The sequence below is a fragment of the Priestia sp. J2 genome (assembly GCF_020790095.1).
Classification (GTDB): Bacteria; Bacillota; Bacilli; order Bacillales; family Bacillaceae_H; genus Priestia; species Priestia zanthoxyli.
The window spans coordinates 2229722-2243768 of record NZ_CP086208.1 but is presented as its reverse complement, the minus strand read 5'-3'; the positions used below and the strand labels follow the sequence as shown (position 1 = coordinate 2243768).

Annotated in this window: 10 protein-coding genes; 2 read left to right on the top strand and 8 right to left on the bottom strand. The window is 39.0% G+C overall.

Translation table 11 applies throughout. The features are described from left to right. The first annotated feature begins 229 nt into the window (after positions 1-229). A complete protein-coding gene (locus LJY09_RS11245) occupies positions 230-1102 on the top strand; it encodes a selenium metabolism-associated LysR family transcriptional regulator (RefSeq protein WP_013083080.1) in 873 nt (290 codons plus the stop codon). Positions 1103-1465: 363 nt separating this feature from the next. Here the strand turns inward: LJY09_RS11245 and LJY09_RS11240 are convergent, their stop codons facing one another. The 3 genes from LJY09_RS11240 to LJY09_RS11230 form a co-directional block, all read right to left on the bottom strand. Then, the gene (locus LJY09_RS11240) at positions 1466-2665 is read right to left on the bottom strand and encodes an MFS transporter (protein ID WP_028413412.1); all 1200 of its coding nucleotides are present in this window, start codon (positions 2663-2665) and stop codon (positions 1466-1468) included. 219 nt (positions 2666-2884) lie between these two features. After that, positions 2885-3262, bottom strand: coding sequence for a PH domain-containing protein (locus LJY09_RS11235; protein WP_028413413.1), 378 nt, complete (start codon positions 3260-3262; stop codon positions 2885-2887). 64 nt (positions 3263-3326) lie between these two features. After that, positions 3327-5474 carry a YhgE/Pip domain-containing protein gene (locus LJY09_RS11230; RefSeq protein ID WP_028413414.1) on the bottom strand — a complete coding sequence of 716 codons (2148 nt, stop codon included), beginning with the start codon at positions 5472-5474 and terminating at the stop codon, positions 3327-3329. Between the two features lie 110 nt (positions 5475-5584). On the opposite strand from LJY09_RS11230, the gene LJY09_RS11225 reads away from it, so the two are divergent. Beyond that, on the top strand, positions 5585-6760 hold the full coding sequence (locus tag LJY09_RS11225; protein ID WP_028413415.1) for an alanyl-tRNA editing protein: 1176 nt from the start codon (positions 5585-5587) through the stop codon (positions 6758-6760). A 41-nt stretch (positions 6761-6801) separates the two neighbouring features. On the opposite strand, the gene LJY09_RS11220 is transcribed toward LJY09_RS11225, so the two are convergent. From LJY09_RS11220 to LJY09_RS11200, 5 genes are all read right to left on the bottom strand, one after another. After that, complete coding sequence (locus tag LJY09_RS11220; RefSeq protein ID WP_025752322.1) at positions 6802-7722, bottom strand: 1,4-dihydroxy-2-naphthoate polyprenyltransferase; 921 nt, start codon at positions 7720-7722, stop codon at positions 6802-6804. Positions 7723-7956: 234 nt separating this feature from the next. Next, positions 7957-8196, bottom strand: coding sequence for a hypothetical protein (locus tag LJY09_RS11215; protein WP_028413416.1), 240 nt, complete (start codon positions 8194-8196; stop codon positions 7957-7959). Positions 8197-8341: 145 nt separating this feature from the next. Then, entirely contained in the window at positions 8342-10954 is a 2613-nt protein-coding gene (locus LJY09_RS11210) for a helicase-related protein (protein WP_028413417.1), read from the bottom strand. A gap of 210 nt (positions 10955-11164) precedes the next feature. Continuing rightward, complete coding sequence (locus LJY09_RS11205; RefSeq protein WP_028413418.1) at positions 11165-12526, bottom strand: purine-cytosine permease family protein; 1362 nt, start codon at positions 12524-12526, stop codon at positions 11165-11167. 20 nt (positions 12527-12546) lie between these two features. After that, positions 12547-13995, bottom strand: a complete 1449-nt coding sequence (locus LJY09_RS11200) for an aldehyde dehydrogenase family protein (RefSeq protein ID WP_028413419.1) — start codon at positions 13993-13995, stop codon at positions 12547-12549. Between the last annotated feature and the right edge of the window lie 52 nt (positions 13996-14047).

Here is a 14047-nt window from a genome sequence, read left to right as displayed (position 1 = left end):
TTTTTTACTTTTGTTACAAATAGATGACAAAAAAGTGTTTAATAGCTTTATAGATGAAATAAAAATAACTGTAAACAAATTGCGCAGGTTGCCTTCGTTGCAAGCTAACATACTCCTTTAAGTCAGCACCTTGTTTTACTTTTCTTAACCAAGTGCCTCTAGTTATTACCATAATAATGTTTTATAATGTTTATAATTAATTTTTTTAATATAAAAGGAGCCATACTCTATGTACTATGATGCGTTAAAGACGTTTGTTTCTGTTGTAGAAGAGCAAAGCTTTACAAAAGCTGCGGAAAAATTAATGATTTCACAGCCAAGCGTAAGCGTACACATCAAAAATCTCGAAAAAGAATTTCAAACTTCCCTGTTCCTGCGTTCACCTAAAATGTTAAAAATCACACCCAGCGGCGAAATTTTATACGATCGTGCTAAACAAATGATTCAAATATATGAGCATACGAAACGAGATATTTACGAACACCATCACCGTGTCAAAGGAATGCTAACGATTGGCGCCAGCTTTACAATTGGCGAATATATTCTTCCTTCCTTTTTAGCAAAGCTTCGTGAACAATATCCTGATATTGATGTAGAAGTGACGATCGGTAATACAAAAGAAATTGCTCAGCTTGTTCGTCATTTCAAAGTGGATGTAGGGCTTATTGAAGGTCACACGGAAGAGTCCGATTTACATATTCAGTCCTTTATGGACGATGAGCTTGCCATCGTTGCGTCAGTGGATCACCCTTTAGCTCAGCTTAAAAAAGTAGAAATTGATGATTTACAAAATCAGCGGTGGGTAGCGCGTGAAAAAGGCTCTGGAACAAGAGAATATTTAGATCACGTTCTAATGTCCAACGGTTTAAAAATGAAAAGCATGCTAACGATCAGCAGCAATCAAGGAATTAAAGAAGCGATTGTTCACGATTTAGGAATGTCTGTACTCTCGCTTTGTGCTATTAAAGAAGATGTAGAACAAAAGCACCTGTCGATTCTCAATGTTAACACCGCTCCTTTTAAGCGCCGCTTTTCTTATATCTATCCTGCTAACAGCGCTCATAAAAAAGTAGCGGAGCTTTTTATACAGCTTTTAAACTAGGGAATGAAATTAAGACATAACTAAATTATTTCAATCTAAAGACTAAAGTAGCTAGTATAAATTACTTGCGACACCGCAGTTGATTTCCGTGCAAGACTTCGCTTTCCGCGGGCGTCCGTTGAGCCTCCTCGTCGCTTCCGCTCCTGCGGGGTCTCACCTGTTCCGCTTTCCCGCAGGAGTCTCCGTCTTGCCCTCCAATCAGCTGCTAGAAGGAACGAAACAGATGAAACTATGTTCACCATAACAAAAAAAAACGAACCACTAATCAAACATGTTGATCAATGGTTCGTTTTTCACTTGGGCTAAAATCCTTTTGTACCGGCCTCTTTTTTTAAATCAATAGCTATATGTCTTTACATTTTCTTAGTGAACATGCGTCTGCTGAGCCGGCATTTTTGATAAACGAACAGCTAAGAAAAAGGCTGTTGTAAGAAACACACCAATTAGAGCAATCACACCTTTCCAGCCGTACGCGCTCCAGCATAAGCCAGCCGCAGTCCCTCCAATGCTCGATCCTGCATAGTAAAAAAACAAATACAAAGACGAAGCCTGCGCTTTGTCATGCGTTGCTCTTCTTCCTACCCAGCTGCTTGCGATGGAGTGACTTCCGAAAAAGCCAAACGTCAGCAGCAAAAGCCCGGTAATTTTTATCCATAAAACGGGATGCAGCGTAACGATTGAACCTATAAGCGTAACAGCAATCGTACATAACAGCACCTTTTTCCGGCCGTATCGATCCGCCAGCGTCCCCATCCAGACTGAGCTGAATACTCCAACAAAGAAAATAACAAAAATAAAACTTACAAGTGTATGATTCCAAGAATACGGAGGAGAAGATAAAGCGTATCCAATATAATTGTATAAAGCTACATTACTTCCAAGCAGTGCAAAACCAATAGCAAAAAGACAAAGCATTCCTTTATCTTGAAGATGACTGCGAAGAGAGCTGGTAAGCTGACGAAGTTCAAAAGACCGGGAAGTAAAGTTCTGTGAATCAGGCAAGTTCATAAAAAAAACAAATGTGGCCAATAAGCTGATTGCGCTTACAACATCAAGAGCTACAGACCAGTTAAAATACTCCGTGAGCACTCCTGTCATAAGCCTTCCCGCTACGCCTCCAAAGGCGTTTCCGCTTATATAAATCCCCATCGCTTTTCCTAAACTTCCGGGTTCAATTTCTTCTCCTAAGTAAGCCATGGCCACAGAAGGCAACCCTGCTAACACGATTCCTTGAATAACGCGAAAAACTAACAGCGTTTCAAAGGTAGAGCTAAATGCTGTCATGATACATAGCAATGACGCAAAAATTAACGATAGGCCCATCAGTTTCTTTCGTCCCCACACTTCCGACAAAGAACCTAAAAAAAGCATACTAACCGCAAGCGTGATAGTCGTTAACGAAAGAGATAAACTCGCAAAAGCCGGAGATATCCCAAATTCTCTAGAAAATTCAGGTAAAATGGCCTGTGTACAATATAAAATTGAAAATGTGTTGAATCCTGCTGCAAAAAGCGCAACGTTTGTTTTGCGAAAAGCCGATGTTCCAATTACGGTATAACTCACAGTTGGTCACTTCCTTTTTTCTCTAAAAAAAGCATATCACGGTTTTTTTATTCTGTATAATTCATTATGTAAATCGTTTTCATGCATTTCGGTAATGAGTAAAATGGCAATAGGAATGGACAACAGCCGGAGTATTTTCAAACGACTGTATGCAAGACTGCTATGCTTTCTTGCTTTACACACAAAAAAAATCGAGCCAATTTTTCATGGCTCAACTTTTTAATTCAATACATAAGATGCTAATACTTTTTGCACGTCGTAAATGCTTTTATCTTTACGAAATTCTTTTGAAATCGGCGCGCTAGAACCAGATACCCAAATATTTAATTCGGCATCTAAATCGAACGTTCCAGCCGTTTCTACGCTAAAATGGGTAATCGTCTTATAAGGAATGGAATGATAATCTGTTTTCTTTCCCGTCACTCCTTGTTTATCAACGATGATTAAACGTTTCGTCGTAAACACCATTAAATCGCGAATGACTTTATACGCTTGTTCCACTCGCTCGTTGGCAATTAAAATGTTTTGTAAATCTTTTTCAGTTCCTCTTATATCTGCTTCTGATGCATTTCCTAATAGTCCATCTAATATACCCATGCTTATCACTCCTTTCTATCTACACTACCGCATTTTGTTCTGTCTGGAAACCCAAAACGTTTTTTTAATGAATTAATTTACTTTCACGCGCTTTTTTTGTTAATTTTGCACTCGTTTTACTAAGAGGCTTATGAAGGAATATACCCACCAGCAGCACGCCAAGCCAAATGCAAAGAAGAACGGTAACATCTTTTCTTACAATATCCGCTAACATGCCTCCTACAACTTCTCTCATCATGCTTATTGCGTAGGTAAATGGCAAAAACGGATTGAGTGCTTGGAAAAAAGCAGGCACGACTTGAATCGGAAATGTACCGCCTGCAGCGGAAAGCTGAAGTACAAGCAAAACAATCGCCATCGCTTTTCCTGCATTGCCAAATATCGCTACAAGCGTATAGACAATCGTCATAAACACGAAGCTGCACAGCAAGCCTAAAAAGATAAAAGGCACTTTGTCTACGACGTACGTTTTGATTAAAAATAAATCGCCTAGCGTCACAATAAAAGCTTGCACAAGAGCAATAGACAAAAACGTTAAAAGTCTTCCAAGATAGACTTCATAGCTTTTGAACCGCTCTTCATCCGCTACTTCTACGCTTAAAATTGAAACTAACAGCAAAGCTCCGACCCACAAGCAAAGCGTTGTATAAAACGGCGACATAGCCGAGCCGTAGTTCGGAATAGGATAAAGTCTTTCTTCTTTTAAAAGAACCGGCTTAGCAAAAAAATCACTTTCTTTTTGTACATCGTTTTTTAACAAATTAATAATATCTTCGATGTTTTCTTTTCGCTGAAATTCGCGTATTTTATCCGCTATATTGTGCACGTTTTGTTCAATTCGCGGAAAGTCTTTTGTTATTTTCGCAAGCTCCTGCTGTCCGAGCAAAATGCCACTCGCTGTTTTAGACAGCACGTTCGAAACATCCGGCATGCTTTTATTGGCTTCATCAAGCAGTGCGTTTGCGCTTGCTGTTTTATCTTTCGCTTCTTTGATAGCTTGTTCAATAGCCGGCACAATCGTAGAAGAATACGAATTCGTTAACGTATTTAATTTAGAAACAGCTTGGTCGGTGCGAGAGCTGAATTTCTCAAGCACACTTGGATCTGGTGCACCTCCATTTTTTGTTTGCTGCTGCAAGTCGTTTACATCCGACAGCTGCTGCTGTAAAAGCGTATGTACACTTTTTATTTGATTAATAACCGGTGAAAGAACGTTCCCTTGAGACACCGCATTTAAATCCGTAAGAAGCGTAAGGATCTCTCCTGTGTCAGCAACTTGTTTTGTTAACTGCACTTTTAGCTGTTCCGCTGCTGCGCTGACTTCAGCCGGCGCTATATCTTTTTCCATCAGCTGATTCTTCAATTCTTGAACTCTGAGAGCTCGTTGTTGAACACGGTGCAGCGTTTCGCTGATCGTTGGCTCAGCGTTTTTTAACACTTCATCGCTTTTAGTTAAAAAAGTGTTTAGCTGCTGAGTCATCTGTGCGCCGTCAGCTGTTAATCTCTCTACTTCAGGAAGAGCGGCCTGAGCTTTCGATACAATAGCTCCAGCTTTTTGAGTGGTGTCATTCGCTTCATTAATCACTTTTTTGATTTCAGGAAGACGATTTTCAAGTTCAAAAATTCGTTGTTCAACTTGTTGAATGGTCGGTAAATCCCGCTGCAGGGTAATACCTAGTTCGTTAAAAACAGAAAAAATGGCTCCATTCGCTGTTTTGACGAATTTTTCACTAATCTGTTGTGTTAAGCTGCTGGCTCCTTTACTTGTAATTTTAGGCGCCACGGCGTTTATTTTTTCGTTTACTTTGTAAATAATGACCGGCTTTTCCAAACGATCTTGAAGAACGGTACCAAGCTTTTGTGAAAAATCTTTTGGAATAACAATACTTGCATAATAGTCTCCGTGCTTTACTCCGTGATCAGCTTTTTCTTTTGAAACAAACGTCCATCCAAGCGTTTTATTTTTCTTTAATGTTGCAATAATATCTTTTCCCACGTTTACGTGCTGCCCTCTTATCGTAGAACCTTCGTCTTCGCTCGTTACTGCAATGGCAATACCTTCAGTCCGCCCGTATGGATCCCAAGATGCTTTTATATTAAACCATGCGTAAAAAGACGGCAGAATCATAAGCGTCAGCACAATGATAATCATCGCCCAATTGGTGAAAATTCTTTTTAAATCGCGCGTATAAATATAAACAGTATTTTTCATATGTCCCACCCAGTTTTATTATTACAAGTTAGCTTATCCATGTTCGAAGAAACATATTTCTGATACTATAGAAAAAGTTAGATATGGTTTTAGTAGAAAGGATGATGAACATGACAGAAAGACTTTATTATAGCAATCCCTACACAAAAACGTGGGAAACAGAAGTGACAGAGACGCGCGCTCTTTCAAATGGCTACGCTTTAACATTAAAACAAACTGCTTTTTATCCAGAAGGCGGCGGACAGCCTTCTGATTACGGTACTATTGCCGGAATTGAGGTAAAAGATGTGTACGAAGAAAATGGAGAAGTCTATCACCTCGTTGATACGCTACCTGTACAAACGAACGTCACGTGTGAAATTGACTGGAATCGCCGCTTTGATCATATGCAGCAGCATAGCGGACAGCACTTACTTTCAGCTCTATTAATTGATACATATGATATTCATACCGTTAGCTTTCATTTAGGAAGCGAAGCTGTCTCTATTGATTTAAATGTGCCTCAGTTATCTCATGAGCAGCTATTACACATTGAAAAAGTTGTAAACGACGCTATTTACAGCAACCGCCCCATTAAAACGTACGAAGTGAAAAAGGAAGACTTACATACTCTTGCGCTTCGCAAAGTGCCCGAGCTAGAAGACGAAGTGGTACGCATCGTAGAAATTGAAGGCATTGATGTTTCTGCCTGCTGCGGTACTCATGTGAACCAAATTGGAGAGCTGGGTCTCATTAAACTTACAAAAACAGAAAAGCAGCGCGGCAATACACGCCTCTTTTTCAAATGCGGTATGCGTGCATTAGCTGATTATCAGCAGTCTCAAGAAATCGTAGCAGAACTTAGCAACAAATTCAGCACAAGCCGTGAATTAGTTGTAGAACGAATTAAAAAATTGGAGACTGAACAAAAAGAGCTGCAAAAACAACTAGAAGAATTAAAAAATGAAAATGCAGCTTTTTTAGCAAATGAATTAGAAGCCAAAAAAGAGGGATCATTTCTGTACCATCACTTTGAAAACCGTACATTAAAAGATGTGCAAGCTTTGACAAAGCAGCTGCTTCAAACGCCTGATACGACGCTTCTTTTTGCTTTTTCAAGTGATCAAAAAGTCTTACTGGCTCACAGCGGCAGTGAGGTAAAATGCGGAGAGCTTTATAAAGAGCTGCTTCCGCTTTACGATGGAAAAGGCGGCGGCGGACCAAAACAAGCTCAAGCCAGCTTTTCATCTTCTGAAAATATGAACGCATTTCTTAGCGCAGTAAAAGAAAAAATAACTGGAGCATAACAAAAAGCCTGTCTTTAAAAAGACAGGCTTTTTCAACACAATCAGCTTACTAAATAGCCAATTAATAACCCAATTGATAAAGTAAATCCAAAAAACGTATTTGTTTGAGCAGTTGCTTTCATTGCAATAAGCTCTCCGCGTACAAATGCTTGTACGGCTTGAATTGGCTTAGGTGCACTAAGAAACACTAAGAAAATCCAAGGACTAATATCGAAAAATACAACTAATGCAACGGTCCAAATATACGCAATGCCGAACAAAGCAGCTAAAAATCTGATCGCATTTTTAGAACCTAATAAAATAGCTAGCGTACGTCGTCCCCCTTTTGTATCTTCTTCTATATCACGAATGTTGTTAGACAAATTAATCGCGCCTACTAAAATCGCAATAGGGAGTGATACAAAGATGCTTTCAGACGTTACGGTATTCGTTTGAATAAAAAATGAAATCAACACGAACATCGCGCCCATGCACAGACCTGAAAATAACTCTCCAAACGGCGTATACGCAATCGGAAGCGGTCCGCCTGTATACAAATAACCAATCGCCATACCGACTAATCCAACTAAAGCAAGCCACCAGCTGCTGTTTGCACATATATATACGCCTAAAATAAGAGCAATTCCATAAGAAATCAGTGCTAAATTTAATACCGTTTTCGGCTTCATTCCGTGTCTGACGATGGCTCCTCCAATTCCTACGGAGTCTTCTGTGTCTAACCCGCGTTTAAAATCATAGTACTCGTTAAATAAGTTCGTCGCAATTTGAATCCACAAACATGAAAAAAGCATCGCTAGGAACATCCAAACGTTCACATGGCCATAAAACATAGCTAGAACTGTTCCAATCAAAACGGGTACAAACGATGCCGTTAACGTATGAGGACGGGTTAATTGCCACAAAATTTTCCCTTTACTGTACTGCTCGACTGCAGCTTTGTTTTCTTTGTTATGACTTGTCATCATCCTCTTCCCTTCTATTACGAACCGTATCTCTATTTAAAAGTGCTGCTTTTAACATAATGAATGATAGCAAACTTACTCTAAGACAATACACGTCCGCCCAACAAAAAAATCACGGAATCCTTTAAAATATAAGTTCCATCTTATATCATAATAATTTATTGCTCTTTTTACAAGATGACCGCTTATACATTTCCGGCTTTTTTCTACAAAAATCTGCTTTGACACGGAAATTCATAGGAAAAAGATTAAAAGCCTGTATGAAAAATGAGATTGAGACATAACTACATCAATGCCATCTAAAGAAGCACAAATGGGATACACGAGCTGAACAGCTTGTGACCCCGCAGCTGATTTCCGTGCAAGACGTCGCTTTCCGCGGGCGGCCGCTGAGCCTCCTCGTCGCTTACGATCCTGGGGGGTCTCACCTGTTCCGCTTCTCCCGCAGGAGTCTTTGCCTTGCCCTCCAATCAACTGCTAGAAGGAACGAAACACATGAAAGCTACCTTCACAATAAAAAAAGCCGAACGAATTGGATTCTCAATCGAGAATCGAACTCGTTCGGATCTTCCTTTAACTAACATACGTTCATACAAGCCTCTTTTTTTATCACTACATCTTAGTAATTAAAATCGTCGTCCCCGTGTCTTCTGCGAAATCTTTTATGAAAACACGAATCGCATATCGCATGATCATGATTCCAAGGAAGGTCTTTAGAACACGCACTGCACGTTCTTTTAAATTTTTTCATATCTTTTCTTAATACGTCATGTATTTTGTTTGTAAGCTCTTCTCGGACACGCTCCCAGTAAATAGCTTCGGGTCTTCTATCCATTCGATATAGAAATAAAAGATGCAGGCCAATCGCTTTATAAGACAGCTCTAATTTTTCGAGTGAACCTTCTATTATCCTTGGTTCAGGTAATTCTTCTCTGTTAACAATTGCATTCATGCTAGCCACCCACTGCTTTTTCAAAGAGCTTTCTTTTGCTGAAAACGGCAGCTGCAAGTAACCATATAAATCAACAATGGGCATTTTCGCTTCAATCAGCGTGTCTTTCACTTCCTCATAAAGCTCACGTTCTTGTGCCAGGTTTGATTTTTGTGTACCTTTTGGATTTTTAAATTTAGCCCACATGTCAAAAAACGTTCCGAGGTCATGATGATATTCTTTAAATCTTCTTAGCATATCTGAAGTAGGCGCAATTGAAAATTTGCTGATTTGCTCGTCTGTTGAAAATAACAGTTCTCTCATTTGCTTTGCATCTTTAGCGAATGCAACTTCTCCCACATTATAGAGACCCTTTCTTCCAGCACGACCTGCAATTTGCTTTAACTCTTGAGAAGTCAACAACCTCCGTTTTTGCCCATCAAATTTCATGTTTTCTAAAAGCACAATTCGTCTAATTGGAAGGTTTAACCCCATTCCAATTGCATCTGTAGACACAATGACAGTTGTTTCTCTATTAATGAACTGCTCAATTTGTTTTCTTCTTGTTTCAGGCGGCATACTTCCATAAATCACGCTCACTTTGTGACCATCTTTTTCTAGCTTAGCTGCTGTCTGGAGCACCTTTTTACGCGAGAAAACAATTAAAGCATCTGCGGGTTTCACTTGTTCAATTTTGAAATTTCGAAGATCTACTTTTAAAGGTATATCTCTTTCGTACTCATAAATTTCTGAGATCACACCGTCTAACATCTCTTCTAACATACTTCGAATGCTTAAACTTCCGATCACATGAACTTGTTTGGCATTAGCTCGGGTTATGGCTTTATACCATGAAAACCCCCGATCTCGGTCTTGAATCATCTGTGCTTCATCAATTACGGTTACATCGCCATGTTCTAATTCACTAAACATTTCTACCGTACCGGCCATGTGCTGAGCGTCTTCAACAATCTTTTCTTCTTCACCTGTTTTTAACGAACAAGCAACTCCGTCTTTATTCAGCTTTTCAAAAACTTCTAAAGCTAACAGGCGAAGCGGCGCTAAGTAGCTACCCGAAGCAGCTTTCTTTAATGACTTTAATGCTGTATACGTTTTTCCTGTGTTTGTATCACCGAGATGAAGAATGTATTCCGTTTCTTTTCTTGGGTCCATTTCGTATTCTGCACCAAAAATATAATTTAACTGTCGCTGTTCTTCTTCAATCAGCTTGTTCTTTTCTTCACGTTCACGTTCTTGTTGTAATCGTCTTTCTTCCAGCTGCTGTGCATATCGCTTTTTATGCTCTTCGATCGTTAAGTTGTGATCTGAAACTTCTAGTACATCGGAAAGCTTTTCTTCTACAAGCATTCTTTTATATTCATAGACCAAATCCGATAAATCACTTCTGAGTGCTTTTATAATATCCATTCGTGTTACCGAATCATTTGTATAAGATTTATACTTTTCTTTAAATGAAGCAGGAAGGTCATCCATAATCATAGTTGGAATGATTTCATAAATTTTATCGGTGATAAATACCTCGTATACATCTTCATACGTTTCAAACAAGATAATCGTTGAATATCTGTCTAATTCTGAGCTTACGTTCCCGGTGATCTCTTGAAAAAAGTCATGAACCGTTTCATAATCATGACGTGTTAAATCGCCGTTTTCTATTAATTCATCTTCAAGCTCAGTATGCGGCGCATAGTTTTCAATATACTTTGAGTTTGTTTCAATGTCTTTTGATAGCTGATGTGAAAGCTGTTCTCTTATATGTAGGTAATACAGCTCTTTGTTTACTTCCAAAATAGGAGCTGCTTCTAAATTTAACTGTAATTGATATCTGGCTTTTCGATCATTAATACTTTGCTGTCTTTCTTTCTCTTTTCTTTCTTCTTCTTTTTTGGCAAATTCAACTCTTGCTTCTCCGTATAGAGATAGCCACTCTGCTTTATTGCCCTTTCCGTACTGCTTTTCTAACCAAGAAAAAGCATCAAATTCTATACCTTTTCTCGTTTCTTTAGCAAATAACTTATCGATAGCTTGAGGTTTATATCCTTTTATCTCAAAGCCTCTTTCTGTTAAATACGATCTTCTGTTTTTCTTAGATACAGAAGAAACAACTATTTTTCTCCACGCAGTCCCCCAGGCTTTTTTAATAAAAGAGTGCCTGTCTGTTAAATACGTCTCTAAATCCGGACATTCGTCTTGTTCACCTAATACGCTTTTTATATCCTGTAGCAATGTATGCTTAGTTTTTTCAATGGCCCTGCTTTGAATAGCCTCTAATTCGAGCATAAAATTCTCCTTTGGAAAGTTTTCCTACATTTATTATAGGAAAGACCCCTTATAGAATCAAATACATTGTTATTACTTTATTTGAGGCTGGATTAAGAACTTCTCTTCCCCATGCTTTTGCTTATTTCTCACCTATTTTCAAGACAAAAAGCTCCTTTAAACAGGAGCTTTCGATACATTTTAGATAATTCAGTCTTTTTTGAATATCTATCAAGCATTTTTGTCGATTCCCTTTGAGTAAGTGATGGAGAGCTGTGAAAGCTTGGTTAACGATACGTGTAAAACACCTGTAAATAAAAAAGCTAAGATTGTTGCGCCTGTGGCTAGGGGGTGAACGTACGTAAAGTAGTAGGCAAATACAGCCCCCACTATGTATGATAGATACACATGAAGGTTAAATCCTTTTGTATACCAATATATTTTATTTTCCTTATCTAAAATAGCTGAAATGTCATAGTGTTTTCGGCGAATGATATAGTAATCAACAAGAACAATCGCAATAATAGGAATAAATAAGACGCCGATCATAAGCAAAAAGCTTTGAAAATTTGTCATTAACCACTCTTTTAATAAAGAACCTAGGACTGTGACAACTCCCATCGTTAGTGCCGGTATCCAAAAGCGCTGCTTTGGGAAAATAGACAAATAAGACATTGTTGCGCTATACAGTACCATTACGTTGGTTGACAACACCGATAAAAAAATGACGATGGCTGCTACTAATCCCAACAGCGGGCTATATGCGCCAATTAAATTTACCGGGTCATACGTTTGCGTCATATTTCCGAGAATGGAAAAGCCGGAAACCGTTGCGCCTAATCCCATCGCAATCAAAGTCGCAACGTTATAGCCTAAATACGTTCCCGCAATTCCCGTTTTTTCAGATTTACAGTTTCGGTTATAATCGCAAACAATAGGAATCCACGTAAAAGCTGTAGCTACTACAATATCAAAAGCTAACATTCCTGTAATACCAGGATTTTCACTTGCTTTCATTTGAATTAATTTTGCTGCATCAAATTCGATAAACAAATAGCTAAACACAACGGTTGCTAAAATGACCATAAGCGTAGCTACTAATTTTTCCGTTGCTTCAATGCCTTTGTGTCCATATATAGAAATAGCTACTACTAGTACTTGAGTAAGAATTGTAAATAGATTGATGTTGCTGTAACCGGTCAAAAAGGTGACGGCATGATTTAAACTTAGCCCTGCCATGTAGGCTTGAAGCCATGCCCATCCTATTAATGTAATAAGATTAACAGCAGCAGGAAGCATAGCTCCTCTTTGTCCAAAAGCAGGTCTCATCAAAACCATGGTTGGAAGACCGGTTCGAGTTCCGATATTCCCCATCAGCACGAGCGGCATAGCACCAACTAAAGAGCCAAGCACAATCACAAATAATGCCTTTAAAAAGGTCATATCGGGTACAAACAGCATTCCGGTAAAAACGGTCGTTACTACCACATTGGCTCCTATCCACATGGAAAATGTAGAGAAGAAGCCCATACTTCTTTTATTCACTGCAATCGGCTGCACATCATCATGGGCGAGACCACTTTTTGTTGTCATCCCTTTTCCACCTTTCACTTTTATTGATACCAATTAGCTCGGGCTAGCTTGGAATTTGTATTCACATGCTTTGTTTCAGTAAAAGCAGCTAATCCTGATGGACCTAGCTCCCGGCCAATGCCGCTTTCTTTAAAACCGCCCCAAGCCGTTTCAATATGAGGCGTATGGTAGCCGTTGATCCAAATCGTTCCCGCTTGAAGCTGTTCAGCAACTCTCTCTGCTTTCATTAAATCATTCGTTAAAATTCCTGCAGCTAAACCAAATCTCGTACCGTTAGCAAGTGCTATGGCTTCTTCTTCACTTGAAAAAGATTGAACAGTAATGACGGGACCGAATATTTCTTCTTGGACGACTTTCATATGCTGCTCCACGTCAATGAGCACCGCTGGCGTTATATAGTTTCCACCTTCGCAGTCAATTAACGTTCCTCCTGTTAATAAATTCGCACCTTCTTCTTGACCTAGCTTAATAAAACTCTGTATTTTATTCAGATGCTCCTTGCTAATAACCGGACCCATCTCCGTTTCTTCTCTTAACGGATTACCAATTTTTATAGCAGCAACAGCCTCCGTAAGAGCAGAAAGAAACGAGTTATAAATAGATTTGTGTACGAGTATACGCGATGAAGCTACACACACTTGTCCTTGGTTAAAAAATGAGCCAAACATTGTCCAGTCTACTGCAATATCAATTTCGCTATCTTCAAAAATAAGAAGCGGAGATTTCCCTCCCAGTTCAAGTGAAACTCTTTTCATCTCTTTTGCACACTGCTGATAAATACGTTTGCCTGTTTCTGATCCTCCTGTAAAAGAGACTTTGGCTACGTCATTGTGTTCAACAAGGGCACTTCCCACTTCACCGTCTCCTGTAAGTAAATTAAACACGCCTTCTGGTATACCAGCTTTTTTACATAGTGAAGCTAACTTTAAAAAAGAAAGCGGCGTTAATTCTGACGGCTTAAACACCACCATATTTCCAGCTGCTAATGCAGGAGCCAGCTTCCACATGCCAAGCAGCAAAGGGAAATTCCAAGGAACGATTAGCGCACATACGCCAATAGGTTCTTGAATGATTTTACTGTTTGTGTCGTCGAACATGTTCTTTGTCCACGGCTGATTTTCTTCTATTAAATTTGCGTAATATCTTAAACAATTAATTGTATCTTCGATATCTAACTGCGCTTCTTTTATCGGTTTGCCAGTATTTAATGTTTCTGTTTCAGCGAATATACTCGCTTCACTTTCTAATAAGTCTGCTAGTTTCGTAAGCACCGCTACACGCAGTGATTTATTTTTCTTCCATTCACTTTGTTCAAAAGCCTGCTTTGCTTTACCTACCGCTTCCTCTACTTGTTGAAGCGACGAGTCAAACACTTCCGCTATAATCTTATTGGTCGCTGGGTTGATTATTTCTCTTTTACATGGTTTTGCTTGTTTCTTATCTATTTTTACATTTACTTGCCCTTTCATAGTCAAACACCCCTCATAGAGAACTCTTATATAAAAATGGGAAGATAATAGT

Bases quoted from the DNA above. Each gene is read 5' to 3' on its own strand.
- LJY09_RS11200 (WP_028413419.1), bottom strand. From the start codon at position 13,995: ATGAAAGGGCAAGTAAATGTAAAAATAGATAAGAAACAAGCAAAACCA.
- LJY09_RS11230 (WP_028413414.1), bottom strand. From the start codon at position 5,474: ATGAAAAATACTGTTTATATTTATACGCGCGATTTAAAAAGAATTTTC.
- LJY09_RS11225 (WP_028413415.1), top strand. From the start codon at position 5,585: ATGACAGAAAGACTTTATTATAGCAATCCCTACACAAAAACGTGGGAA.
- LJY09_RS11220 (WP_025752322.1), bottom strand. From the start codon at position 7,722: ATGACAAGTCATAACAAAGAAAACAAAGCTGCAGTCGAGCAGTACAGT.
- LJY09_RS11205 (WP_028413418.1), bottom strand. From the start codon at position 12,526: ATGACAACAAAAAGTGGTCTCGCCCATGATGATGTGCAGCCGATTGCA.
- LJY09_RS11235 (WP_028413413.1), bottom strand. From the start codon at position 3,262: ATGGGTATATTAGATGGACTATTAGGAAATGCATCAGAAGCAGATATA.
- LJY09_RS11245 (WP_013083080.1), top strand. From the start codon at position 230: ATGTACTATGATGCGTTAAAGACGTTTGTTTCTGTTGTAGAAGAGCAA.
- LJY09_RS11210 (WP_028413417.1), bottom strand. From the start codon at position 10,954: ATGCTCGAATTAGAGGCTATTCAAAGCAGGGCCATTGAAAAAACTAAG.